The following is a 24,008-nucleotide window of genomic DNA, read 5'->3' on the forward strand; positions in this document are numbered from 1 at the left end:
CAGTGTAGCGCCGTTGGCGCCGCACGCGGACAAGTGGGGGTACGGCTTACTGCTTGCCTTCGCTCCTGGCGTCGTGCTTGCGGTTCAATGCACGGTAGCCGATGTCGCGGCGATATTGCATGCCGTCGAATGAGATCTGGTTGATCGTTTCGTACGCGACCGATTGCGCGCTGCGTACCGAATCCGCCAGCCCGACCACGCACAATACGCGGCCGCCCGAGGTGGTCAGCTTGCCGTCCGACAGCGTAGTACCCGCGTGGAACGTGACTGAATCCACGGTTTCAGCCGGGATATCGCTGATCCGGTCACCCTTGCGCGGCGTGTCTGGGTAGTTGTGCGCGGCGAGCACTACGCCAAGCGCGGTACGGCGATCCCATTCGAGTTCGATCGTATTGAGCGTGCCGGCGATTGCCTGCTCGACCACCTTCGAAAAGTCGCCCTTCAGACGCGCCATGATCGGTTGCGTCTCCGGGTCGCCCATCCGGCAGTTGAATTCGAGCGTCTTCGGGTTGCCTTGCGCGTCGATCATCAGACCGGCGTACAAAAAGCCCGTGAAGCGGATGCCTTCTTTCTCCATGCCACGCACGGTCGGCTGGATGATTTCGCGCATCACCCGTGCGTGCAGTTGCGGCGTCACGATCGGCGCGGGCGAGTAGGCGCCCATGCCGCCGGTGTTCGGACCCTGGTCGGCGTCGAGCAGACGCTTGTGGTCCTGACTCGAGGCGAGCGCCAGCACATGCTTGCCGTCCACCATGACGATGAAGCTGGCTTCTTCGCCGGCGAGGAATTCCTCGATCACGACGCGCGCACCGGCATCGCCCAGCTTGTTGTCCGACAGCATCATGTCGACTGCGGCGTGCGCTTCTTCCAGCGTTTGCGCAACGACGACGCCCTTGCCGGCGGCGAGGCCATCAGCCTTGATTACGATCGGCGCGCCCTTGGCGTCGAGATAGGCGTGCGCGGCGACGACGTCGGCGAAGGTTTCGTATTCGGCAGTCGGGATCGCGTGGCGCTTCATGAACGCCTTGGCAAAATCTTTCGAGCTTTCGAGCTGCGCGGCTTCCTTGCTCGGCCCGAAAATCTTCAGGCCGCGCGAGCGGAACAGGTTGACGATACCCGCGGCGAGCGGCCCTTCCGGGCCGACCAGCGTGAAGGCGATCTGTTCTTTCTCGACGAAATCGGCGAGCTCAGCCGGATCGGTGATGTCGATGTTGCGCAGACGCTCGTCCTGGGCGGTGCCGCCATTGCCGGGAGCAACGTAGACGAGCTGGACCCGTGGCGATTGCGCGAGCTTCCATGCGAGCGCATGTTCGCGACCGCCGGAACCGACGACGAGTAACTTCATGTGAATCCCCGAGACTTAAAAACCATAAACGGCTGAAGCATCGCGCTCAGCCGTGGAATAACAATGAGGTTTGCAATGGGCCCGCAGCCAGCTAGCGGCGCAGGGCACATAGCGAACCCGAGTGGAGTTCGTGTGGAAGGGCACCAACCAACGCCCGCTCAACAGCAACGCGAGGGCCAACCGGCGGCGCGGGCGTGGTTCGATAACTCCACGCGCGAGGCGCCGCCGGGGCACGCTCATTCGTCGGCGATCGCGGCGTTTGTATAGACTTCCTGCACGTCGTCCAGATTTTCCAGCGCGTCGAGCAGCTTCTGCATTTTCACGGCGTCGTCGCCCGTGAATTCGACTTCCGTCTGAGGTTTCATCGTTACCTCGGCCAGTTCAGCCTTGAAGCCCGCGGCTTCCAGTGCGGTCTTCACCTTCGGGAAGTCGTTCGCCGGGCACAGCACTTCAATGCTGCCGTCTTCGTTCGTGACGACGTCGTCGGCGCCGGCTTCGAGCGCAGCTTCCATCAGCTTGTCTTCCGGCGTGCCGGGCGCGAACAGGAACTGGCCGACGTGATCGAACATGAACGACACCGAGCCGTCCGTGCCCATGTTGCCGCCGTTCTTCGAGAACGCGTGACGCACGTCCGCCACCGTACGGGTGCGGTTGTCGGTCATCGTGTCCACGATCACCGCTGCGCCGCCGATGCCGTAGCCTTCGTAGCGAATTTCTTCGTAGCTTGCGCCGTCGACGCCGCCCACGCCACGCTGGATCGCGCGGTTGACGTTATCTTTCGGCATGTTGGCGTCGTACGACTTTTCGACGGCGAGCCGCAGACGCGGATTCGAGTCGATGTCGCCGCCGCCCATGCGGGCCGCCACCTGAATTTCCTTGATGAGCCGCGTCCAGACCTTGCCGCGCTTGGCGTCGGCCGCTGCTTTCTTATGCTTGATGTTGGCCCATTTCGAATGACCCGCCATACATTTCTCCGTCGCGCGCGCCAGTGGGGCGCACGCATAGTGCAATTGTCGTTGCGATGTCGGGCGCGCGGCGCTGCTGATTGCGACCTTGCGCCCGATGTCAAAGCGCTCAGACCGCCTGATGTCAGACCTTCCTCAGCTTGATCGCGCCCAGCGAGGCCCTGCCGGGGATCGAAAGTCGCCAGCGCGGGGCTAGGCAGTGAGGTCAGCGGGCGGCGCAGTGGCGCCCCAAACCGCACCGGTTCCGGCAAACCCCGCGTAAAGGCGCGATGCGCCGGCGGCGGTGCAAGTTGAGCGGCTCTTTGAGCGGATTCGAATTTTATCACGCCGCGAGAGTGCGGCAGAGCAGAGCGTCGCCGGAAACTGCGTGGAAATTAAGCAGTGGCGGCGTTTTGCGCGAGCCGCCCCCGTTTTTTTCAGCCCGCTGTCAGTTTTTCGTGCCGAACAGGCGGTCGCCGGCGTCGCCGAGACCCGGCACGATGTACGCGTGCTCGTTCAGGTGCGAATCGAGCGACGCCACGTACAGTTTGACGTCCGGATGCGCGTCCTGGAACACCTGCACGCCTTCCGGGGCCGCCACCAGCGCGAGAAACATGATGTTCTCGCCGCTCACGTTGCGGCGCTTGAGCACGTCCACCGCGTGCACGGCGGAATAACCGGTCGCCACCATCGGATCGCACAGAATGAACACGCGGTCTTCCAGATCCGGCAGGCGCACCAGATATTCGACCGGGCGATGGTCCTCGGCGCGATACACGCCGATGTGGCCCACGCGCGCCGACGGCACGAGCTCCAGCAGGCCGTCCGACATGCCGATGCCGGCACGCAGCACCGGCACGATCGCCAGTTTCTTGCCGGCGATCACCGGCGCATCGATTTCGACCAGCGGCGTGGTGAGGCGGCGCGTGGTCATCGGCAGATTGCGGGTGATTTCGTAGCCCATCAGTAGCGTGATCTCACGCAGCAGTTCGCGAAACGTGCGGGTCGAGGTGTCCCGGTCGCGCATATGCGACAGCTTGTGCTGGATCAGCGGGTGATCGAGGATGAAAAGATTGGGAAAACGGCTGTCCTGGGTCATGGCGGGGGCGCAAGCGGCGGCTAGAGGGATCGGTTTGGCGGTCCGCATGGCCTGAAACCGGCGGGCGGACACGCCACGGCGCAAGTTTACCGAAAGAGTGGCGCCGGAAGATACCGGAGATTGCAGTAGCCCGGCGCAGTCCGGCACCGATTCTTCTAGAATCGGGGGAAACTTCGCAACGATTGGGCAACAGCGGGGTCCCCCCGCACCACGACTACGCCAGAGGATACACACATGGACATGGGAATCGCAGGACGCACCGCGCTGGTTTGCGCGGCCAGCAAGGGTCTGGGGCGCGGCTGCGCGGAAGCGCTCGCCGCCGAAGGCGTCAACCTGACGATCGTCGCGCGCACGGCCGAGACGCTGGAGGCGACTGCCGCCGAGATTCGCAAGCATAGCGGCGTCGAAGTGAAAACGGTGGCGTGCGACATCACCACGCCCGAAGGGCGCGCCGCGGCGCTCGCCGCCTGTCCGCAGCCGGACATTCTGGTCAATAACGCGGGCGGCCCGCCGCCGGGCGATTTTCGCAACTTCACGCACGAAGACTGGATCCGTGCGCTGGAGAGCAACATGCTCACGCCGATCGAGCTGATCCGCGCGACCATCGACGGGATGAGCGAGCGCGGCTATGGGCGCATCGTCAATATCACGAGCTCGGCGGTCAAGGCGCCGATTGACGTGCTCGGCCTGTCTAACGGGGCGCGTTCGGGGCTGACCGGCTTCGTGGCGGGCCTGGCGCGCAGCAAGGTCGCTTCCTCGGGCGTGACGATCAACAATCTGCTGCCGGGCCTGTTCGACACCGACCGCATCGCAACCACCTTCGCGGCGCAAGCCAAGGCGCAAAACATTTCCGTCGACGACGCGCGCAAGCAGCGCATGAAGACGATCCCCGCCGGCCGTTTCGGCAATCGCGATGAATTCGGCCGCGCCTGTGCGTTCCTGTGCAGTGTGCATGCCGGCTACATCACCGGCCAGAACTGGCTGATCGACGGCGGCGCTCACCCCGGTACATTCTGACCGCCCAGCTATTGAAGTACCGGCGAAGCACCGGCATCACCATCACTACAACAACGACATTCACAACGGTTTCAGGAGTCTTACGTCATGAGCACCCGCATTGCGCTGATCGCGCACGATCACAAGAAAGACGACATCGTCAAACTGGCCGGCGAATACGTCGATACGCTCAGGCGCTGCGAGATCGTCGCAACCGGCACGACCGGCACGCGCATTGGCGATGCGCACGGCCTCACGGTCGAACGTATGTTGTCCGGCCCGCATGGCGGCGACTTGCAGATCGGCGCGCAACTCGCGGAAGGGCGGGTGGACATGGTGATTTTCCTGCGCGACCCGATGACGCCGCAGCCGCACGAACCGGATATCAACGCGCTGGTGCGTGCCTGCGACGTTCACAACATTCCGTGCGCCACCAATATTTCGACCGCGCGAATGATTCTCGACGTGCTGACCTTGCGCCTTACGCAGCAGGTTTGAACGCGCGCATGCAGTGCGGCCGATCGACATCACAAACCAAGGAGACATGATGGTCAAAGCAATCCGATTCGATAAAACCGGCGGCCCTGAGGTGATGAAATGGGTGGACGTCGAAGTGGGCGAGCCGGGTGCGGGCGAGATTCGCATCAGGCAGACCGCGGTGGGCCTGAACTATATCGACGTGTATTTCCGCACGGGCTTGTATCCGCTGCCGTTGCCGGGTGGCCTCGGAATGGAAGCGGCGGGTGAAGTCACCGCGGTCGGCGCAGGCGTGACCGGTCTCAAAGCCGGTGATCGCGTGGCATACGTGGCGCGTCCGCCAGGCGCATACACCCAGGAGCGTGTGCTGCCGGCGGCGCAAGCCGTCAAGGTGCCGGACGCGGTGAGCGACGAGCAGGCGGCCTCCGTCATGCTGCAAGGCTTGACCGCGCAATACCTGCTGCGCCGTACCTATCCGGTGAAGGCCGGCGACACGATCCTCATTCAGGCCGCGGCCGGCGGCGTCGGCCTGCTGGTTTGCCAATGGGCGAAAGCGTTGGGCGCGACGGTGATCGGCACGGTCGGTTCCGACGAGAAAGCGGAGATCGCCAAGGCGCACGGCTGTGATCACGCCATCGTCTACACGCGCGAAAACTTTACCAGGCGCGTGCGCGAGATCACCAATGGCGCGGGTGTGCCGGTGGTGTACGACTCGATCGGCAAAGATACGTTTACGGGTTCGCTCGACTGCCTCGCGCCGCTCGGCATGTTTGTGAGCTTCGGCAATGCGTCGGGAGCGCTGCCGCCGATCGATTCATCGGAATTCGCCGGACGCGGTTCGCTGTTCTTTACGCGTCCCACGCTCTTTACCTATATCGCCAAACGCAGCGACTACGAGGCGATGTCCGCAGAACTGTTCGACGTGCTGGTGTCGGGCAAGGTGAAGGCGAGCATCAATCAACGCTACGCGCTGGCTGATGTCGGCAAGGCGCACGCTGATCTCGAAGGGCGTCGCACCACGGGCTCGACGATTCTGCTGCCGTAAGGCACGCGGGCGGGCGTGGCTCGCATCGGCTCGCCCCGCGCCGCCGTCGTGCTTTGAAAGCCTCGGCGGCGAGGGCGTACCGATCCCTTAATTCGACGCTTCGCTGGCCGCTACGGGCGGCGTCGGCTTCAGCTTGGCCATGCGCCCCGCGACGATTGCGGTCATGAACGCTTTCGGGAAGTCGTCGGCCATTGTCCAACTGGTGCCGCTCTTCACGAATACGAAATCGCTATGCAGTTGAATGACCGGCGACGCGCCGATTGCCGACAGCAGATCGTCCCGATAGTCGATGGTCACCGGGCACGACTGGCGCCCATCGGCAAGCTGCCGGCAGTTCGCGCTCGGGATAACGTTCAGTACGCTGTCCGCGAGGGATGCTGGTTGGTCGTCGTCAGTCGCGGGCTTCGAGGATAGTGCGGCCGGACCATGGATCTGCGCATCGAGATGGGTCAGTGCCGCCTTCATGGCCGCTTCCATGTTGTCCCGCCCGACCGGCGCGCCGAGCGTGTTATTCAGCGTGGCCGCGTCGTAGCGCGACGTGATGTATTCGGGCGGGAAAGCCTGGACGGCGAACTTGTTCTTGTCGTCCGCGGTGCGCAGCACGGCGTAGCCGATCTGCGTCTTGTCCTCGCCGATGGTCAGATCGGCGACACAGCCGCGCGAATGATCCTTGCTGTCATAGCCGATTTCGCGATGGTTCCACGTGTTCGGCAGGCCATTTTTCTGCACCATCTGCAAGCCGGTCATGCTTTTCATTTCCCCGTCGTAGATGAGCGAGTTGAGCGCCGTGGTGGTCGACGACGCGCCGCACATTGGCGTTGAATCGGGCATCAGCATATAAATGCCGAAGCCGATCAATACCACCAGCACGCCGCCAACCTGGAGCAGGAAGGACGTTTTCGCTTTTTTTCGACGAAGCTCGAGTAAGGCCTGCAAGCGCGCATTCAATCGAGGATCGACGTTGCTGATATAAAGCATCAACGCAATGCGCTGATCGAGTGGAACGGCCTTGTCTTCCGACCATTGAAAATTCTGCAGTGTGGCATTTTCTTCGTCGTCCCGATCCATATATTTTTCAGCGATCAGCCAATCCAGCAACTGTCTCGCGGTGCACGGCTCGAACTGGATATCCGGGTTGTCCAGCAAGCGCTGGCGTGCCTCGTCACAGCGATCGTCGGCGATGTAATGGGCGACGGACAGAACTGCGAGTACCGTCACTCGATCGTCGTTCATGAGTTCGGCTGCAGTTCCGTTTTCTGAATCAATTGGCATATTAAGAGCGCTATCGGAAGGTTGAATGGGCTATTTTGTTAAATCCGGTGCGTGTTTAAGCGCATTGAATAATCACGGCCATTCAGATGGATATCGCGCGCCATTATGAGCGATGGTTTCGTGTTCTGGCCAGAATTAAATGGCCAGTCGTTTATGGTTTCTCTTTCTAACGGAGCGCGTGTCGTACCGGTTTAATCGGTTTAACCGCCGTGCGTCTGGCCGTTGCCAACGTTTACGCGATTTTTACACCCCATCTCAAATCTTTGACCTGCCCTTTACGCGGATCGGCATACCGTTGCACCTATCCAAAGTCCGTGAATGGGGAATAAAAATGGATGTGCTGTATGTCGGGGGGATGGTGCTGTTTTTCGCGCTGACCTTTGCGTTGATTGCCGGCTGCGAGAAGTTGATGCAGTTCCGGCGTGGCCAGGGAGCTCGCTCATGAACTGGATCCTCTGGTTGTCGGGCGCGGCTACCGCGCTGCTGTTTATGTACCTGGTCTATGCGCTGTTGCGCGCGGAGGACATTGAATGAACTCGAACAATGTCCTGCAGGCGGGCCTCTTCATCGTCGTGCTGCTGGCAGCCGCGGTGCCGATGTCCCGCTACCTGAGCAGCGTGATGGACGGCTCCTCGCGCGTGGTTCGCTTCGGCGGCCCGATCGAGCGTTTGCTGTATCGCATCGCGGGCGTCGATCCGTCGACGGAAATGGGCTGGAAACACTACGCCATCGCCACGATCGCGTTTAACGCGCTCGGCGCGCTGTTCCTTTACGTGCTGTTGCGCGTGCAAGGCTGGCTGCCGGGCAACCCGCAGCAGTTCGGCCCGATGACGGTCGACGGCGCGTTCAATACGGCGGTCAGCTTCGTGACCAACACGAACTGGCAGGACTACACGCCTGAGCAGACCGTTGGCTATCTGGCGCAGATGCTCGGCTTCACTGTCCAGAACTTCTTCTCGGCTGCCACCGGCATCGTGGTGGTGATTGCGCTGATTCGCGGCTTCGCGCGTCACACCGCGCAAACCATTGGCAACTTCTGGGTCGACCTCACGCGTGTGACGCTTTACGTGTTGCTGCCGATGTCAGCGATCATCGCTGCGATCCTGATGAGCCAGGGCGTGATCCAGAACTTCAAGTCGTATCAGGATGTGCCCACGCTGCAAACCACCACGTACGCCGCACCGAAGCTCGATGCACAAGGCAATCCGGTGAAGGACGCGAAGGGTAATCCGGTTACGGTCGATACGCCGGTGAAGACGCAAACTCTCGCCATGGGCCCGGTTGCATCACAGGAAGCGATCAAGATGCTCGGCACCAACGGTGGCGGCTTCTTTAACGGTAACTCGGCGCATCCGTACGAAAACCCGACACCGTTCTCGAACTTCCTGCAGATCTTCTCGATCCTGGTCATTCCTGCGGCTCTCGCACTTGTGTTCGGCCGGATGATCATGGACCGCAAGCAGGGCGTGGCCGTGCTCGCGGCTATGACGATCGCATTTGGCGTGTGCGTGTTCGGCGAGATCAGTGCTGAGCAATCCGGCAATCCCGCGTTCACCGCATTGCACGTCGATCAATCGGCGAATGCGTTGCAGTCGGGCGGTAACGCGGAAGGTAAGGAAACGCGCTTCGGTATCGCGCAGTCGGGCATCTTCACGGTCGCGACCACGGCAGCTTCGTGCGGCGCAGTCGCCAATACGCACGACTCGTTGACGCCGATTGGCGGCCTCTATCCGATGCTGTTGATGCAACTCGGCGAAGTGATCTTCGGCGGTGTGGGTTCCGGTATGTACGGCATGCTCGTGTTCGCGCTGCTGGCTGTGTTCGTGGCGGGCCTGATGATCGGCCGCACGCCTGAATATGTCGGCAAGAAGATTGAAGCATACGAGATGAAGATGGTGTCGATCGTGGTGCTGCTTACACCGCTGCTGGTGCTGGTGGGCACGTCGATCGCGGTGCTGAGCGACGCAGGCAAAGCGGGTATTGCCAACCCGGGTGCGCACGGCTTCTCCGAAATCCTCTACGCGTTCAGCTCGGCCGCGAATAACAACGGCAGCGCGTTTGCGGGGCTGACTGTGGGCACGCCGTTCTATAACTGGCTCACGGCGATTGCAATGTGGTTTGGCCGTTTCGGCACGATCGTTCCGGTGCTGGCGATTGCTGGTTCGCTGGCGTCGAAGAAGCGCATCGGCGTGACCGGCGGCACGTTGCCGACTCACGGCCCGCTGTTCGTCGTGTTGTTGCTCGGCACGGTGTTGCTGGTTGGCGCGCTGACTTATGTGCCCGCGCTCGCGCTCGGACCGGGTGTCGAACATCTGATGATGATGGGCGCCCATTGAGGCCGCCCGTTGAGATGGCACGAGCGACCAACGAGTGAACAGGCGCAAACGGGAAATTCGAGGATTCAATGACTGAACATAATGCAACCAGGTCCATGTTCGACCCGGCGCTGCTGCGCCCGGCGATCGTGGACTCCTTCAAAAAGCTCACGCCGCGCACGCAGTTCCGTAATCCGGTGATGTTCTGCGTGTACGTCGGCAGTATTCTGACGACGATTCTGTGGATCGCCGCGCTCGGCGGTCAGGCCGAGGCACCCGCGGGCTTCATTCTCGCGGTCAGCTTGTGGCTGTGGTTCACGGTGCTGTTCGCGAACTTCGCGGAAGCGCTTGCCGAAGGCCGTTCCAAGGCCCAGGCAGCGTCGCTGCGCAGTGCGAAGAAAGACGTGATGGCCAAGAAGCTCAACGAGCCGCATCCGAAGTCGCCGATCCGTATTCTGACGGCGTCCGATCTGCGTAAAGGCGATGTCGTGCTGGTCGAAACCGGCGACGTGATTCCGGCCGACGGCGAAGTGATCGACGGTGTTGCGTCGGTCGACGAATCGGCGATCACGGGCGAATCCGCACCGGTGATCCGCGAATCGGGCGGCGACTTCTCGTCGGTGACCGGCGGCACGCGCGTGCTGTCGGACTGGATCGTCGTGCGCGTCACGGCCAATCCGGGCGAAGCGTTTCTCGACCGCATGATCGCGATGGTCGAAGGCGCGAAGCGTCAAAAGACGCCGAACGAAATCGCGCTGACGATTCTGCTGGTCGCGTTGACGATCGTGATGTTGCTGGCTACTGCCACGCTGCTGCCGTTCTCGATGTTTTCGGTTGAAGCTGCAAAAGCCGGGCACGTTGTGACGATTACCGCACTGGTCGCGCTGCTGGTGTGTCTGATTCCGACCACCATCGGCGGGTTGTTGTCGGCGATCGGTGTGGCCGGCATGAGCCGGATGATGCAGGCCAACGTGATTGCCACGTCGGGCCGCGCTGTGGAAGCGGCCGGTGACGTCGACGTGCTGTTGCTCGACAAGACCGGCACGATCACTCTCGGTAACCGCCAGGCATCGCAGTTCGTGCCGGCGCCCGGCTTAACCGAAGAAGCACTCGCCGACGCGGCCCAGCTTTCGTCGCTCGCCGACGAAACGCCGGAAGGCCGCAGCATCGTCGTGCTGGCGAAGCAGCGCTTCAATATCCGTCAACGCGATATGGCCTCGCTGAAGGCGGAATTCCTCGCCTTCACGGCGCAAACGCGGATGAGCGGTGTCGATCTGCCGGGCCGCGAAATCCGCAAGGGCGCGTCCGATGCGGTGAAGAACTACGTCGAAGCGAACGGCGGCCGTTTCCCGAACGAAGTCAGTACTGCGGTCGCTGAAGTCGCACGTCGTGGCAGCACGCCGCTGGTAGTCGCCGAGAAAGGCGAGCAGGGCGCACGCGTGCTCGGCGTGATCGAGCTGAAGGACGTGGTGAAGGGCGGCATCAAGGAGCGCTTCGCCGAACTGCGCAAGATGGGTATCAAGACCATCATGGTGACGGGTGACAACCGGCTGACGGCAGCAGCAATTGCCGCAGAAGCAGGTGTCGACGACTTCCTCGCCGAAGCCACGCCGGAAGCCAAACTCGCTACGATCCGCGCGCACCAGGCCGAAGGCCGGCTCGTCGCGATGACCGGCGACGGTACCAACGACGCCCCGGCGCTCGCGCAGGCCGACGTCGCGGTGGCAATGAACACCGGCACGCAGGCCGCGAAAGAAGCGGGCAACATGGTCGACCTCGATTCGAACCCGACCAAGCTGATCGAAATTGTCGAGATCGGCAAGCAGATGCTGATGACGCGCGGCTCGCTCACCACGTTCTCGATTGCAAACGACGTCGCCAAGTACTTCGCGATCATCCCGGCTGCGTTCGCGACCACTTATCCGGCACTGAACGCGCTGAACGTGATGCATCTGGCAACGCCAGCCTCCGCCATCATGTCGGCGGTGATTTTCAATGCGCTGATCATCGTGCTGCTGATCCCACTGGCGCTCAAAGGCGTGAAGTACCGGGCGCTGGGCGCGGCGATCCTGCTGCGCCGCAATCTGCTGGTCTACGGTCTGGGCGGGATCATCGTGCCGTTCATTGGCATCAAGCTGATCGATATGGTGCTGGCCGCATTCGGCTGGGTTTGAGAAGCGGCAGCTTAAGAGGAGTTACTTATCATGAAAAATCTGTTCCGTCCGCTGATTGTGATCTTTGCAGTACTGACCGCCGTCACCGGACTTGCTTATCCCGCTGTGATGACCGCAGTCGGTCAGGCCGCCTTCAACAACCAGGCCAACGGCAGCATGCTCGAGCAGGACGGCAAGGTGGTCGGCTCGAAGCTGATCGGCCAGCAGTTCGATGCGCCACAGTACTTCTGGGGCCGTCTATCGGCCACCAGCCCGATGCCGTACAACCCGCAGAGCTCGGGCGGTTCGAACCTCGGGCCGACCAACCCGGCGCTGCTCGATGAGGTCAAAGGCCGCATCGACGCGTTGAAGGCTGCCGGCACGGATATGTCGCAGCCGGTGCCGGTCGATCTGGTGACGTCCTCGGGCAGCGGTCTCGATCCCGAGATCAGCCCGGCGGCCGCCGCGTATCAGATCGAACGGGTTGCCAAGGCGCGTAAGCTCGCCGCGAACGATGTGCAGGCACTGGTCGATCGTTATACGAGCGGCCGCCAGTTCGGCATTCTCGGTGAGCCGCGCGTGAACGTGCTGCAACTGAATCTGGCGCTGGATGAGATGAAACACGGTTGAGCGTGGCTCGACGCCGGTAAGCGTCGCTCAGCGCAGTTGAGCACCGTGGTTTGGAGAAGCGGCGCCCATGCGGCGCCGCTTTCGCCATTTGTTCGCGGCCGTTATTGCGGCGGGCTGCCCGGTGCACCAGGCTGCGTCGTGCGATTGGCGAGCGTGTGACGGCCACTGCCATTTGCGGCGCGGCCGCTGTCGTGCCACCATGCATGCACTATCGCTCGCCTTACTATGAAAACCATTGAGCATGAACCGCCCCGATCCTGACGAACTGCTCGACAAGCTGCAACGCGACGAAGAGAAACGTCAGCGGGGCAGGCTGAAGGTTTTTTTCGGCGCGTCGGCGGGCGTCGGCAAGACCTATGCGATGTTGCAGGCCGCGCGGCGCCGTGCCGATGAAGGCGCGGACGTGGTGGTCGGCATCGCTGAAACGCATGGCCGCAGCGAAACTGCTGCGCTGCTCGAAGGCCTCGACGTGCTGCCGCTCGCGCATATCGAGTATCGCGGCCGCAAGCTCGGCGAGTTCGATCTCGACGCCGCGCTCGCCCGCAAACCGCAACTGATTCTCGTCGACGAACTCGCGCATTCGAACGTGCAGGGCGCACGCCATCTGAAGCGCTGGCAGGACGTGTACGAACTGCTCGATGCGGGCATCGACGTCTACACCACGGTCAACGTCCAGCACCTTGAAAGCCTGAACGACGTGGTCGGCCAGATCACCGGTATTCGCGTCTGGGAGACGGTGCCCGACCGCGTGTTCGATCGTGCCGACGAAGTCACGCTGGTCGACCTGCCCGCCGAGGAACTGCTCGACCGGATGCGCGACGGCAAGGTGTATTTGCCACAGCAGGCCGAGCGCGCGGTGCGCAACTTCTTTCGCAAGGGCAATCTGATCGCGCTGCGAGAGCTAGCGCTGCGCCGCACCGCCGACCGGGTCGACGCGCAGATGCGGGAATATCGCGCTGATCGTTCGATCCAGCGGATCTGGCAGGCGCGCGAGCGCTTGCTGGTGTGCATCGGTCCTGGCCCGGAAGCGCCGATGCTGGTGCGCGCGGCGGCACGCCTCGCCGCCAGCCTGAAAGCTGACTGGATCGCCGTCTATGTGGAAACACCCGCGTTGCAGCGCTTGCCTGACGCGCGCCGCGAACGCACGCTGAATGCCCTGAAGCTCGCCGCCGAACTCGGCGCTGAAACCGCGACGCTCGCGGGCACTGATGCGGTAGCCGCACTGATCGGTTATGCGCAGGCTCGTAACGTCTCGAAGCTGGTGGCCGGCGCGTCGACGCGCACCGGTGTCGCGCGCTGGCTGCGCCGGCCGCTCGGCGAGCGCATCGCCGAACGCGCGGGCGATCTCGATCTCACGCTGATTCGCGCGTCGTCCGAACGTGATGGCGGTGAGCAGCGCCGCTTGCTGAATACCACCGCGAATGCGTGGCGCGAGGCGCTGAGCACGGCGCGCGAACGCCGTTCACCGCCGCGCGCCTACGGCATCGCGCTGGCGATTTGCGCGGCCATTACGCTGCTGTCGAGCCAGTTGATCGATCATATCGATCTGACCAACCTCGTCATGCTGTACCTGCTCGGCGTGATCTTCACGGCCGTGAAGCTGGGGCGCGGGCCAGGTGTCGTGCTGTCGTTCATGAGCGTGGCCGCGTTCGATTTCTTCTTCGTGCCGCCGCGCATGTCGCTGTCGGTGTCCGATACGCAATATCTGCTGACCTTCATCGGCATGCTGCTGACTTCGCTCGTTATCAGCCATCTCACGTCGAGCTTGCGGCGCGAGGCGAGCGTGGCGCGGCGCCGCGAGCAACGCACCGGCGCGATGTACGCGATGGCGCGCGAGCTGGCGGCGGCGCTCACCACCGAGCAGATTGTCGGGATCGGCAGCCGGCATGTGAGCGAAGTGTTCGGCGCGCGCGTCGCGATTCTGTTGCCGGACAGCGCCGATCAGGTGAAGCAGAAAATAGAAGACCCCGATGCGGCGATCACGCTCGAAGGCGAGATGCTCGATATCGACGTCGGTCAGTGGGTCTACGATCAGCAGAAGCCTGCCGGACAAGGCACCGATACGCTGCCGGCCGCCGCCGCGCTCTACCTGCCGCTGAAGGCGCCGATGCGCACGCGTGGCGTGCTCGCGGTCGTGATGCGCGACGAGCGAGAACTGGATGTGCCCGAGCAGCAACGCATGCTCGACGCATTCGCCGCGCAAATCGCGCTGGCTTTGGAGCGGGTGCACTACGTCGACATCGCGCGTGACGCGCTCGTCAACATGGAATCGGAGCGTTTGCGCAATTCGCTGCTGTCGGCGATCTCGCACGACCTGCGTACGCCGTTGACCACGATCGTCGGCTTTTCATCAATGCTGGCGCAATCGCGCGAGGCGCATCCCGGTGAGCAACCCGGCGACGATCTCGTCGAAGCGATCCACGAAGAAGCGCTGCGCATGACCGGCATCGTCACCAATCTGCTCGACATGGCGCGCTTGCAGGCAGGCAGCCTGCAACTGAACCAGCAGTGGACGCTGCTCGAAGAAACGGTGGGCGCCGCGCTGCGTGCATGCAAACGCGTGCTGGCGAATCATCCGGTGCAGGTGAAGCTGCCCGCGGATTTGCCGCTGCTGCACCTCGATGCCGTGCTGATGGAGCGGCTCTTTTCGAATCTGTTCGAGAACGCGGCCAAATACACCGCGCCGGACACGCCTTTGACGATCGGCGCGCAACGTCTCGACGCGGACGGTAAGTCGTTCGTACGCGTTGCTGTCGACGACAACGGCCCCGGTCTGCCGGCCGGCATGGAAGCGCGTGTGTTCGAGAAATTCACGCGTGGTGAGAAAGAGTCGGCCAAACCGGGCATCGGCCTCGGCCTCGCGATCTGCCGCGCAATCGTGGAAGCACACGGGGGTACAATCGGCGCGCTCAATCGCGTGTCCGCGGATGGCCGCGTCGAAGGCGCGCGCTTCTGGTTCACGCTGCCGGTGGAAACGCCGCCCGAAGCACCGGATGCGCTGGAAGACGAAGGCGCCGACGCCTTGCCCGATCTCGATTCAACTCCTAACCCGCTTTTCAAGCCCAGCCATGAGTGACCCGAGCATCACCGTCGTCCTGATTGAAGACGAAAAGCAGATTCGCCGCTTCGTGCGAACCGCGCTGGAAGGCGAGGGCATCGTCGTGCACGACGCCGAGACCGGCAAGCAAGGTCTCGTCGAAGCCGCGACGCGCAAGCCCGATCTCGTCATCGTCGATCTTGGCTTGCCCGACACCGACGGCCTCGACGTGATTCGCGAACTGCGTGGCTGGAGCGAATTGCCGGTCATCGTGCTGTCGGCCCGTACCCAGGAAACCGAGAAAGTCGCTGCGCTCGATGCCGGCGCGGACGATTACCTCACCAAGCCGTTCGGCGTATCCGAATTGCTGGCGCGGATCCGCGCGCATATGCGGCGCCGCAATCAGGGCGGTGCGAATGAATCGCCGGTGGTGCGCTTCGGCGCGGTGACGGTCGACCTGGCTCTGCGTCAGGTGAGCCGTGACGGCGCCGCCGTCCATCTCACACCGATCGAATACCGTCTGCTCGCGACGCTTGTGCGCCACGCCGGCCGCGTGCTGACGCACCGGCAATTGCTGCGTGACGTGTGGGGGCCGTCGCATGTGGAGAGCCATCACTATCTGCGTATCTATATGGCGCATCTGCGCGGCAAACTGGAGCGCGACCCGGCGCAACCGGAGCATATCGTCACGGAAACGGGCGTTGGATACCGGCTGGTTGGCGCCGTTTGACGGTGTTTTGGTATAATTACAGATCGTAAGGACGACCTTGCGCATCTGCTACGAACGGGGACGGCCCCATCTGTTCTTGGAGCTGTCTCATGTCCTGGATTCTTCTGCTGATTGCCGGTGTGCTCGAAGTCGCGTGGGCGGCCGGTCTCAAAACCTCCGAAGGTTTCACCCGGCTCTGGCCATCCGTGTTCACGATCGTGACCGCGCTCGGCAGCTTCGTGCTGCTCGCAATGGCCATGCGCCAGTTGCCGCTCGGCACCGCCTACGCCGTGTGGACGGGGATCGGCGCGGTTGGCGCGTTTATCTTCGGCATCGTCATGATGGGCGAGGCTTTGACGGTCGCGCGGGTGGCGAGTGCGGCGCTGATTGTGATCGGATTGATCGGTTTGAAGCTGTCGTCGGGGCATTAAGCCTTTGCTGCCGTGACCGACTAACTGTCTGCGTGCGCACGAACTTCGCACGGTTAGAGTCCGCCATTTGTTAGCCGCTCTGCGTTCTGCGAATTAACGTGGCTATAATGGGATTGAATCCAACCTGAAATTGCCCGCGTCCTATTTGGCGCGGCCGGCTTGGCGCGGGTCTGACGACTTCGGTGCGGCGGTTCCCTTTCCTTTGCCCGTCGAAGCGCCCGGCACGCACAGCGCGCCTGGAGGCGGCCATGCTTGAATCACTTTCGCTCGCTGCGGGCCTCTCATGGGGCGGCGGTCTGCGCCTCTATCTGACAGTCCTGCTGGCCGGCGTGTTTGCACGCCTCGGCTTCATCCATCTCCCCGATACGCTGTCCGCACTGTCTTCGCCATGGGTGATCGGCGTAGCCGGCGTGCTGACGGTCACCGAATTTCTCGCCGACAAAATCCCCGCGTTCGATTCCTTATGGGACGCGATCCATACTTTTATCCGCATTCCGGCCGGCGCAGTACTGGCGGCTGGCGCGCTCGGCCATGCCGATCCTGCGCTGCTGACGGTCGCGGCACTCGCGGGCGGCACGTTGGCGGGCACTGCGCATCTGGCTAAAGCGGGCACGCGCGCGCTGATCAATCTGTCGCCGGAGCCCGTGTCGAATGTCGTGACCTCCACTGCTGAAGACGGTCTCGTGTTCGGCGGCATGCTGCTTGCGCTGTTTGTCCCGCTCCTGTTCCTGGTGTTGATGGTGGGCTTCCTGATATTAGCCGGCTGGGCGTTGCCGCGGCTGTGGCGCGGGGTGCAGGGCGGTTTTCGCGGGATGGCGACGCACATGGTGTCGCGGTTTGCCAGGAGCAGGCACGATTGAGCGATACGGGACGAGGTGTGACGGCGCGCGCCGATGCAGCGCGCCGGTTGGGCGGTATGGATCTGTTGCGCCAGGCCATCCGCATGACGGCGCGCGACTGGCGCGCGGGCGAACTGACGATGCTGCTGTTGGCGCTGGTGCTGGCCGTCGCGGCGTTGTCGAGTGTCGGCTTTCTGGCTGACCGCTTGCATCAGGGGCTCGAGCGTGATGCGCGGCGCATGATCGCCGCCGATTTCATCGTGCGCGCCGATCATCCGGTCGATCCGCAGTTCGCGCAGCAAGCCACGGCGCTCGGTCTGCATACCGCCAGCACGGCGATTTTCCCCAGCATGATCAACTCGACCGGCGCGCAGCCGGTCTCGCGGCTGGCTGCCATCAAGGCGGTGTCGCCGGGTTATCCGTTGCGCGGTGAGCTGCGGATTGCTTCGGCGCCGGGCGCGGCGGACCATCCCACACAAGCGATTCCGGCGCCGGGCACGGTATGGGTCGACCAGGCACTGCTCGATGCATTGAAGCTGCATGTTGGCGACGCCGTGAAAGTGGGCAATCGCAGCTTTACGATCGGCGCGATCATTACCCGCGAGCTCGACCGCGGTTTTTCGTTCATCAATTTTTCGCCGCGTTTGATGCTGCGCGCCGACGATGTCCAATCGACCGGCCTTATCACCTTCGGCAGCCGCGTGACATACCGCTTGCTGGTGGCGGGCGCGGATGCATCGGTGGCGCGCTTCGCCCAATTCGCGCATGACAAGGTGGACGGCGGCAAGATGCGTGGCGTCGCGCTCGAGTCCTTACAGGACGGCCAGCCGCAAGTGCGTCAGACGCTCGATCGCGCGAGTCACTTCCTCACGCTGGTTTCGCTGCTGACCGCATTGCTCGCGGCGGTGGCGATCGCAATGGCCGCGCATCGGTATATGCGCCGGCATCTGGACGGCTGCGCGGCGATGCGCTGTCTTGGTGTCAGTCAGGTCACGCTGCGCACGTTGTTCACGCTCGAATTCGTGGGGCTGGGTTTGATCGGCGGCGCGCTCGGCGTGGCGCTCGGTTACCTGGGGCACCTGGCGTTGCTGACGTGGCTCGGCAGTCTGATCGACGTCGCATTGCCTTACCCGACCGCGTGGCCCGCGCTCGAAGGGATTGCTGCCGGTCTCGTGCTGTTGCTCGGTTTCGCGTTGCCTCCACTATTGCCGCTGACGCGCGTGCCGCCGGTGCGCGTGCTGCGTCGCGAATGGGGCGAAGCGGGGCGCACCGCCTGGGCCGCCTATGCGCTCGGCATCGTGCTGTTCGCCGCGCTCCTGATCGTCGCAGCGGGCGAGTTGAAGCTGGGCGGCATCGTGGCGGGCGGCTTCGCCGGTGGACTGCTGGTCTTCGCGTGTATCGCGCGGCTGGCGTTGTGGGGCGCTTCGCGTCTCGTGCGCAGCGAACGTGTGAATGCGGGCATCGGCTGGCGCTACGCGCTGGCGTCGCTGGAGCGGCGCAGCGGTGCGAGTGCGTTGCAGATCACCGCACTCGGCATCGGCCTGATGTGCCTGTTGCTGATCGCGATGACGCGCAATGATCTGGTGGCCGGCTGGCGAAAATCGACGCCGCCCGATGCGCCGAACGAATTCATCATCGACATCCAGCCCGACCAGCGCGAAGCCGTCACGCACTATCTGAGCACGCACGGCGTGCCCGATACGGTGCTCTCGCCGATGGTGCGCGGCCGGCTGATCGCCATCAACGGCAAACCGGTCAATCCGGATTCGTTCAAGGGTGACGACGCGAAGCGGCTCGTCGATCGCGAATTCAATCTGTCGTACACGACGGCGCTGCCCGACGACAACCGCCTCTCTGCCGGCACTTGGTATGGCGACACGAAGACGCCGCAGATTTCGATCGAGCAGGGGCTTGCGAAGTTGATCAATGTGAAGCCCGGCGATACGCTGCGCTTCGACGTGACGGGCCTGCAAATCGACGCGCCGGTGACGAGTGTACGCAAGCTCGACTGGGGCTCGTTCAAGGTCAACTTTTTCGTGTTGATGCCGCCGGCCGCATTGCAGGATTTCCCGGCGACGTTCATCACGAGCTTCCATTTGCCGTCGGAAAAACAGTCGACCATCGACGGGCTGATCGCCGCCTATCCGAACCTCACGGCAATCGACACCGGTCCGATTCTGGCGCAGGTGCAGCGCGTATTGCAGCAGGTGATCGGCGCGGTGCAGTTCCTGTTCGCCTTCACGCTTGCGGCCGGCGTGCTGGTGCTCTACGCGGCGCTGGCCGGCACCCGCGATGAGCGTATGCGAGAATCCGCGCTACTGCGCGCGCTAGGAGCCTCGCATCGTCAGGTGCGGGCGGTGCAGGTCGCTGAGTTCGTGGCGGTTGGCGCGCTCGCCGGCTTGATGGCGGCGCTAGGTGCGCAGGTGATCGGCTGGCAACTGGCGACGCGCGTGTTCGAGTTTTATCTGACGTTCGATCCGTGGTTGTTGCCGGCGGGCGTCGCAGCCGGAATCGCCTGTGCGGGCGTGGGTGGCTGGCTAAGCTTGCGACACGTGCTGGCGCGGCCCGCGTTGCAATCGCTGCGGGACGCGTGAATTTTCTTTCCTGTTTTTGTGATTGGGTATGAGCGAACTTAACGACGAAGTGTCCGCAGCACAGCCGACGGCCTTCGAACTGGTCGGCGGTGAAGCGCGCGTGCGCGAACTGGTCGACCGGTTTTATGATTTGATGGATCTCGAAGCGGAATTCGCCGGGATTCGGGCCTTGCATCCGGAGTCGCTCGATGGCTCGCGCGATAAGTTTTTCTGGTTCTTGTGCGGATGGATGGGCGGGCCCGATCACTACATCAGCCGCTTCGGCCACCCCAGGTTGAGGGCGAGGCACATGCCGTTTCCGATCGCTTCCAGCGAGCGGGATCAGTGGCTTCGGTGTATGGCATGGGCCATGGAAGATGTCGGACTTGCCGAGCCGTTGAGAGAGCGCTTGCTGGCGTCGTTCTTCGAGACTGCGGATTGGATGCGCAATCGCAATGGTTGAGGGGGGAGCGGGACCTGACGGGGCAGAGGGGGCAGAAGCGCGTGCGGTGCTGGCGTGCTGGTTCGGCGCCCCGAATACGCCCACCTTCGGCCAGGCGCGCAAGCTCTGGTTCTCCCGCGACAAGGTCTTCGATGCGAAGCTGCTGGAACGCTTCGGGACACTCATCGACGCAGCGCGTGAAGGCTCCCTCGACAACTGGACGGCAACACCGCCCGGCGCGTTAGCGCTGGTCATTGTGCTGGATCAGTTTTCCCGCAATTGCTACCGCGATACATCGCGTGCTTTCGCTGCCGATCACAAAGCGCTGCACATCGCGCAACAGATGATCGCAAGCGGTGCCGACCTTCTATTGCCGACCGCGCATCACCGTGCGTTCGCGTATCTGCCGTTCGAACACGACGAAACGCTTGCCAGCCAGCACGAATCGCTGCGCCTGTTCACGCAGCTGAAGGCCGAGCCGGGCGGCGCGTCGTACTACTCCTCCGCGGTCAGGCACGCCAGAATCATCGAGCGTTTCGGACGCTTTCCACATCGCAATGCGCAACTCGGGCGACCCTCAACCGCTGAAGAAACCGCTTTCCTGAAAGAACGCGGTTCGTCGTTCTAGGCGCAAGGAAAACGCACACGCGCCGGCCAGATGCCGTCTGGCGCGGCGTTCTACTCGCCGCGCCCGGGCGTCGCCGGAGTCCGCACAAACACCCGCAGCAGTTCGTCGGTGTCGCCTGGACGCGCGCCTGACCAGAACGGTCGCCAATCGCCTGCCGGCGCGCGTGCATTGTCGCGGCGGCTCTCGTCGATTAGCCACGTGCACTCGGTCGTCGCCGTGTTCGCGGCCGGTTGATGCTCGATGCCGGTGTAGTAGTACAGCATTGGCGCTTCGGATTCGCCGAGTCCTGTGCTGGCCATGCAATCGCCATCGTTCCATTCGATATTCATGCGGGCGCCAAGGTTTTCGAACACGGAGCGGTAACTCTTCGCATAGTCGAGCCATGGCAGCAGCAGGGTGCTTACCAGTCCCCATGTGAGAATCGCGCCCGCGCACCAGCTCAGCACGCCGCGCCATTTACCTGTGTATTTGAAGACCGGCAGCAGCCACAGCCAGCCGAGCGTCATCAGCAGCGCGGCCGCGATCATCCCGGGCCTGACCGGCAGCACCCAATCGAGCGGCAACCAGCGGCCGAGCCGGTGCAGCGACGCATGCGTGTTGGCCGGATCGCTCATGATCGACCAGATGATCCACGCGAGCGCGGACGCGCTGCCAAACAGGACGCGGCTCGTCATATCCCAGCTCGCGTGCACACGCCGCGGCAGTTTTTCGATGCCTTGCATCGCCACCAGGGCGAGTGGGGCGATGAATGGCAGGATGTACAGTTCGCGCACCGTTGCCGAGCTTTGCAGCACGGCGAACCCCGTCCCCGCGAAGATCACCGGTAGCGCCACGCGCGGATCGCGCCAACGGCGCCAGCTGCCGCCGGCGAGTGCGGCCAGCGCCAGCGGTACGACCGGAAAACCGACGCTCAGCACGGTGCGCAGCACGAACAGGCGGCTCTCGTTTTCAGAGCCGAGTTCCGCCACCGAAAAGCCGAAGAAGCGGCCGATATTGTTGTCCCACAGCCATACCTTGAAGAGCGCTTCGGAGCGCAGATAGAAACAGATCGGCCAGATCAGCGCGAAGGGCGCGCAGACCAGCGCGGCGATGCCGAGTGCGCCAGCAAAGCTGCGAGTGCGGCAGGCGGGATAGAGCACCAGCACGGCGACGGTGGTCGCGCCGAACACGAGCGGCACGAACAGGCCCTTCGCCAGCAACGACACCCCCACGCCCGCGCCGAACATTGCCGCGCCGCTCAGAATCGCGTGGCGCCGGCGGTGTGCGTCGACCGGCAGCAGGCGCGCTTCGTCGCGCAGGTGCACCAGCACCAGTTCAAATAGTCCGCAGAAGCCGATCGCGGCGCCGGCCATCAGCGCGACGTCGGTCATCATGTCGTGCACGTGCTTGATGACGACGAGCGTGCTCGCGAATAACGCAAGCGTGCCGATTACGCGGACGTCCAGCCAGCTCGACGCGGCCACCGCGCGGCGGGCGACGCGTGCCGTGTAGTAGACGGTGAGTCCGGCGAAGAGCGCGCTCGCGAGGCGTGCGGCGTCATGCAAAGGCAGATAGCGGCCGAACATCCACGCGAGGCCGGCGGCGACCCAGTCGTAAATAGGCGGCTTTTCGACGAAGGGCTGGCCGGCGTTGGTCGGCACGACCAGATCGCCGGTGTCGAGCATGTGCTGGATGATGCCGAAGGTATAGGTTTCGTCCTGCTTCCACGGCTCGTGACCCAGGATGCCCGGTAAAAGCCAGGCACACAGGATCGCTAGCGCGACCAGCCACCTCAACGGACGGGCGGCCGTGAGCGAGCGCAAGCGCTGGGCACCACGCGAAGCGGTCGGCGCGGCGGCGGGCCCCGCGGGACCGGCAGGAGCGGTGGGTCTTGCGGGCGCCGCGGCTTCGGCTACCACAGTGTGGCCGGCTGGCAAGGCCGTGCCGGATTCGGCCGCGTGTGCCGAGTCGAGGCGCGTGTCCGGCGCACCGTCGGCAGAGCCGGCCGGCGCCGGCGTCGCAACCGCGACGTTCCCCGCGCGCCAGGGCGCGGATCGATTTTCGTACATGAGAATCTCTGGTCGCCGCACGCGGCGACGTGGGCCGCGGACTTATGCTCTGGCTGTGCGTCGCATGCGGTTGCATGCGAACGCTGCGATTGTAGTCCCAGTTTATTACTGTGGATTACAGATAATGTAGGGAATACCGCAGTTAGTCAGATGGATCGTGCTGATTCCTCGTCAAATCGACGGGAATTGACAATTGGGAGTCGGGAAAGGAGAAGTCGGCCGCCCGGAACCGTCGGCCGCGTGAACAGAAGAGGGGTTTATTCAGCGTCCGCCAGCGACGTCGAGCAGTGCGCCCGTCACGTACGAGGCGGCGTCACTCAGCAACCAGACGATCGATTCGGCGACTTCGTCGGCCCTGCCGGGGCGGCCCAGCGGCGTTGTCGCACCGAGTTGGGCGGCGCGCTCGGGCTTGCCGCCGCTCGCGTGGATTTCAGTATCGATCAGCCCGGGCCGCACCGCGTTCACGCGCACGCCTTGCGGGCCGAGTTCTTTGGCGAGGCCGATGGTCATGGTGTCGACGGCGCCTTTGGAGCCGGCATAGTCGACGTATTCGTTCGGCGAACCCAAACGCGCAGCCGCCGACGAGATATTCACGATCGTGCCCCCCGCGCCGCCGCGGCTTGTCGACATCCGGCGCGCAGCTTCGCGTGCGCACAGATACGCGCCAAGCACGTTGACGTCGAACATGCGCTTCAGCCGCGCGAGGTCCATATCCGCGAGCGGGCTCGACGGCCCGACAATCCCGGCATTGTTGACGAGCGCATCGAGCCGGCCGAACTTTTGCTGGAGCGCGCCGAACATCGCGATCACATCGGTCTCGCTGGCGACGTCGCCGGCAATCGGTAATGCACGGCCGCCGGCGCGTTCCACTTCAGCAACGGTGTCCTGCGCGGCCGCCAGGTTCTGCGCGTAATTGACGCCGACCGACCAGCCGCGTGCGCCCAGCAAACGGGCGGTTGCGCGACCAATGCCGCGGCTGCCGCCGGTGATCAGAACGGTTTTTGTCATCGCAACCTCATCGCTCG

At 63.6% G+C, this 24,008-nt stretch carries 21 protein-coding genes; 15 read left to right on the top strand and 6 right to left on the bottom strand.

The window, feature by feature from the left end:
• Window positions 1-46: 46 nt before the first annotated feature.
• The 3 genes from purD to upp form a co-directional block, all read right to left on the bottom strand.
• Window positions 47-1,345: a phosphoribosylamine--glycine ligase gene (gene purD / locus PQR40_RS24225; protein ID WP_408234665.1), complete on the bottom strand. Its 1,299-nt coding sequence runs from the start codon at window positions 1,343-1,345 to the stop codon at window positions 47-49.
• A gap of 236 nt (window positions 1,346-1,581) precedes the next feature.
• A complete protein-coding gene (locus PQR40_RS24230; protein WP_408234668.1) occupies window positions 1,582-2,310 on the bottom strand; it encodes a YebC/PmpR family DNA-binding transcriptional regulator in 729 nt (242 codons plus the stop codon).
• Between the two features lie 427 nt (window positions 2,311-2,737).
• Window positions 2,738-3,388, bottom strand: a complete 651-nt coding sequence (gene upp / locus PQR40_RS24235) for a uracil phosphoribosyltransferase (protein WP_175052835.1) — start codon at window positions 3,386-3,388, stop codon at window positions 2,738-2,740.
• 234 nt (window positions 3,389-3,622) lie between these two features.
• Between upp and PQR40_RS24240 the strand changes: the two genes are divergently transcribed.
• From PQR40_RS24240 to PQR40_RS24250, 3 genes are all read left to right on the top strand, one after another.
• The gene (locus PQR40_RS24240; RefSeq protein ID WP_408509998.1) at window positions 3,623-4,405 is read left to right on the top strand and encodes an SDR family oxidoreductase; all 783 of its coding nucleotides are present in this window, start codon (window positions 3,623-3,625) and stop codon (window positions 4,403-4,405) included.
• A gap of 87 nt (window positions 4,406-4,492) precedes the next feature.
• The gene (locus tag PQR40_RS24245; RefSeq protein WP_074284944.1) at window positions 4,493-4,882 is read left to right on the top strand and encodes a methylglyoxal synthase; all 390 of its coding nucleotides are present in this window, start codon (window positions 4,493-4,495) and stop codon (window positions 4,880-4,882) included.
• A 49-nt stretch (window positions 4,883-4,931) separates the two neighbouring features.
• Window positions 4,932-5,906 carry a quinone oxidoreductase family protein gene (locus PQR40_RS24250; protein WP_408234870.1) on the top strand — a complete coding sequence of 325 codons (975 nt, stop codon included), beginning with the start codon at window positions 4,932-4,934 and terminating at the stop codon, window positions 5,904-5,906.
• An 87-nt stretch (window positions 5,907-5,993) separates the two neighbouring features.
• Here PQR40_RS24250 and PQR40_RS24255 read toward each other — a convergent pair whose 3' ends face one another.
• Window positions 5,994-7,139 carry a hypothetical protein gene (locus PQR40_RS24255; protein ID WP_408234674.1) on the bottom strand — a complete coding sequence of 382 codons (1,146 nt, stop codon included), beginning with the start codon at window positions 7,137-7,139 and terminating at the stop codon, window positions 5,994-5,996.
• A 370-nt stretch (window positions 7,140-7,509) separates the two neighbouring features.
• On the opposite strand from PQR40_RS24255, the gene PQR40_RS24260 reads away from it, so the two are divergent.
• The 12 genes from PQR40_RS24260 (at window position 7,510) to PQR40_RS24315 (ending at window position 20,935) form a co-directional block, all read left to right on the top strand.
• Window positions 7,510-7,623: a hypothetical protein gene (locus tag PQR40_RS24260; protein WP_054035137.1), complete on the top strand. Its 114-nt coding sequence runs from the start codon at window positions 7,510-7,512 to the stop codon at window positions 7,621-7,623.
• The gene (gene kdpF / locus PQR40_RS24265; protein WP_200564436.1) at window positions 7,620-7,712 is read left to right on the top strand and encodes a K(+)-transporting ATPase subunit F; all 93 of its coding nucleotides are present in this window, start codon (window positions 7,620-7,622) and stop codon (window positions 7,710-7,712) included. The genes PQR40_RS24260 and kdpF overlap by 4 nt, the downstream gene beginning before the upstream one ends.
• Window positions 7,709-9,514, top strand: coding sequence for a potassium-transporting ATPase subunit KdpA (gene kdpA, locus PQR40_RS24270; RefSeq protein ID WP_408234678.1), 1,806 nt, complete (start codon window positions 7,709-7,711; stop codon window positions 9,512-9,514). The genes kdpF and kdpA overlap by 4 nt, the downstream gene beginning before the upstream one ends.
• A 68-nt stretch (window positions 9,515-9,582) precedes the next feature.
• Window positions 9,583-11,667: a potassium-transporting ATPase subunit KdpB gene (gene kdpB / locus PQR40_RS24275; RefSeq protein WP_408234681.1), complete on the top strand. Its 2,085-nt coding sequence runs from the start codon at window positions 9,583-9,585 to the stop codon at window positions 11,665-11,667.
• A 30-nt stretch (window positions 11,668-11,697) separates the two neighbouring features.
• On the top strand, window positions 11,698-12,276 hold the full coding sequence (kdpC, locus tag PQR40_RS24280) for a potassium-transporting ATPase subunit KdpC (RefSeq protein WP_408234684.1): 579 nt from the start codon (window positions 11,698-11,700) through the stop codon (window positions 12,274-12,276).
• Between the two features lie 241 nt (window positions 12,277-12,517).
• A complete protein-coding gene (locus PQR40_RS24285) occupies window positions 12,518-15,352 on the top strand; it encodes a DUF4118 domain-containing protein (protein ID WP_408509999.1) in 2,835 nt (944 codons plus the stop codon).
• The gene (gene kdpE, locus PQR40_RS24290; protein ID WP_074284939.1) at window positions 15,345-16,043 is read left to right on the top strand and encodes a two-component system response regulator KdpE; all 699 of its coding nucleotides are present in this window, start codon (window positions 15,345-15,347) and stop codon (window positions 16,041-16,043) included. Before PQR40_RS24285 ends, kdpE begins: the two co-directional genes overlap by 8 nt.
• 89 nt (window positions 16,044-16,132) lie before the next feature.
• A complete protein-coding gene (gene sugE / locus PQR40_RS24295; protein ID WP_408234693.1) occupies window positions 16,133-16,453 on the top strand; it encodes a quaternary ammonium compound efflux SMR transporter SugE in 321 nt (106 codons plus the stop codon).
• A 248-nt stretch (window positions 16,454-16,701) separates the two neighbouring features.
• Window positions 16,702-17,313, top strand: coding sequence for a DUF4126 domain-containing protein (locus tag PQR40_RS24300; protein ID WP_408510000.1), 612 nt, complete (start codon window positions 16,702-16,704; stop codon window positions 17,311-17,313).
• A gap of 56 nt (window positions 17,314-17,369) precedes the next feature.
• Window positions 17,370-19,886, top strand: a complete 2,517-nt coding sequence (locus tag PQR40_RS24305) for an ABC transporter permease (RefSeq protein WP_408339173.1) — start codon at window positions 17,370-17,372, stop codon at window positions 19,884-19,886.
• Between the two features lie 28 nt (window positions 19,887-19,914).
• Complete coding sequence (locus PQR40_RS24310; RefSeq protein ID WP_325043844.1) at window positions 19,915-20,328, top strand: group II truncated hemoglobin; 414 nt, start codon at window positions 19,915-19,917, stop codon at window positions 20,326-20,328.
• A complete protein-coding gene (locus PQR40_RS24315; protein WP_408510001.1) occupies window positions 20,321-20,935 on the top strand; it encodes a DUF924 family protein in 615 nt (204 codons plus the stop codon). The genes PQR40_RS24310 and PQR40_RS24315 overlap by 8 nt, the downstream gene beginning before the upstream one ends.
• Window positions 20,936-20,985: 50 nt before the next feature.
• Here the strand turns inward: PQR40_RS24315 and PQR40_RS24320 are convergent, their stop codons facing one another.
• Window positions 20,986-22,983, bottom strand: a complete 1,998-nt coding sequence (locus tag PQR40_RS24320; RefSeq protein WP_408510002.1) for an ArnT family glycosyltransferase — start codon at window positions 22,981-22,983, stop codon at window positions 20,986-20,988.
• A 261-nt stretch (window positions 22,984-23,244) separates the two neighbouring features.
• On the bottom strand, window positions 23,245-23,991 hold the full coding sequence (locus PQR40_RS24325; RefSeq protein WP_408510003.1) for an SDR family oxidoreductase: 747 nt from the start codon (window positions 23,989-23,991) through the stop codon (window positions 23,245-23,247).
• Window positions 23,992-24,008 lie beyond the last annotated feature (17 nt).

Origin of the sequence: Paraburkholderia sediminicola (genome assembly GCF_046026855.1) — a bacterium.
GTDB lineage: Bacteria > Pseudomonadota > Gammaproteobacteria > Burkholderiales > Burkholderiaceae > Paraburkholderia > Paraburkholderia sediminicola_A.

Bases quoted from the DNA above. Each gene is read 5' to 3' on its own strand.
- purD (WP_408234665.1), bottom strand. From the start codon at position 1,345: ATGAAGTTACTCGTCGTCGGTTCCGGCGGTCGCGAACATGCGCTCGCA.
- PQR40_RS24230 (WP_408234668.1), bottom strand. From the start codon at position 2,310: ATGGCGGGTCATTCGAAATGGGCCAACATCAAGCATAAGAAAGCAGCG.
- upp (WP_175052835.1), bottom strand. From the start codon at position 3,388: ATGACCCAGGACAGCCGTTTTCCCAATCTTTTCATCCTCGATCACCCG.
- PQR40_RS24240 (WP_408509998.1), top strand. From the start codon at position 3,623: ATGGACATGGGAATCGCAGGACGCACCGCGCTGGTTTGCGCGGCCAGC.
- PQR40_RS24245 (WP_074284944.1), top strand. From the start codon at position 4,493: ATGAGCACCCGCATTGCGCTGATCGCGCACGATCACAAGAAAGACGAC.
- PQR40_RS24250 (WP_408234870.1), top strand. From the start codon at position 4,932: ATGGTCAAAGCAATCCGATTCGATAAAACCGGCGGCCCTGAGGTGATG.
- PQR40_RS24255 (WP_408234674.1), bottom strand. From the start codon at position 7,139: ATGAACGACGATCGAGTGACGGTACTCGCAGTTCTGTCCGTCGCCCAT.
- PQR40_RS24260 (WP_054035137.1), top strand. From the start codon at position 7,510: ATGGATGTGCTGTATGTCGGGGGGATGGTGCTGTTTTTCGCGCTGACC.
- kdpF (WP_200564436.1), top strand. From the start codon at position 7,620: ATGAACTGGATCCTCTGGTTGTCGGGCGCGGCTACCGCGCTGCTGTTT.
- kdpA (WP_408234678.1), top strand. From the start codon at position 7,709: ATGAACTCGAACAATGTCCTGCAGGCGGGCCTCTTCATCGTCGTGCTG.
- kdpB (WP_408234681.1), top strand. From the start codon at position 9,583: ATGACTGAACATAATGCAACCAGGTCCATGTTCGACCCGGCGCTGCTG.
- kdpC (WP_408234684.1), top strand. From the start codon at position 11,698: ATGAAAAATCTGTTCCGTCCGCTGATTGTGATCTTTGCAGTACTGACC.
- PQR40_RS24285 (WP_408509999.1), top strand. From the start codon at position 12,518: ATGAACCGCCCCGATCCTGACGAACTGCTCGACAAGCTGCAACGCGAC.
- kdpE (WP_074284939.1), top strand. From the start codon at position 15,345: ATGAGTGACCCGAGCATCACCGTCGTCCTGATTGAAGACGAAAAGCAG.
- sugE (WP_408234693.1), top strand. From the start codon at position 16,133: ATGTCCTGGATTCTTCTGCTGATTGCCGGTGTGCTCGAAGTCGCGTGG.
- PQR40_RS24300 (WP_408510000.1), top strand. From the start codon at position 16,702: ATGCTTGAATCACTTTCGCTCGCTGCGGGCCTCTCATGGGGCGGCGGT.
- PQR40_RS24305 (WP_408339173.1), top strand. From the start codon at position 17,370: ATGGATCTGTTGCGCCAGGCCATCCGCATGACGGCGCGCGACTGGCGC.
- PQR40_RS24310 (WP_325043844.1), top strand. From the start codon at position 19,915: ATGAGCGAACTTAACGACGAAGTGTCCGCAGCACAGCCGACGGCCTTC.
- PQR40_RS24315 (WP_408510001.1), top strand. From the start codon at position 20,321: ATGGTTGAGGGGGGAGCGGGACCTGACGGGGCAGAGGGGGCAGAAGCG.
- PQR40_RS24320 (WP_408510002.1), bottom strand. From the start codon at position 22,983: ATGTACGAAAATCGATCCGCGCCCTGGCGCGCGGGGAACGTCGCGGTT.
- PQR40_RS24325 (WP_408510003.1), bottom strand. From the start codon at position 23,991: ATGACAAAAACCGTTCTGATCACCGGCGGCAGCCGCGGCATTGGTCGC.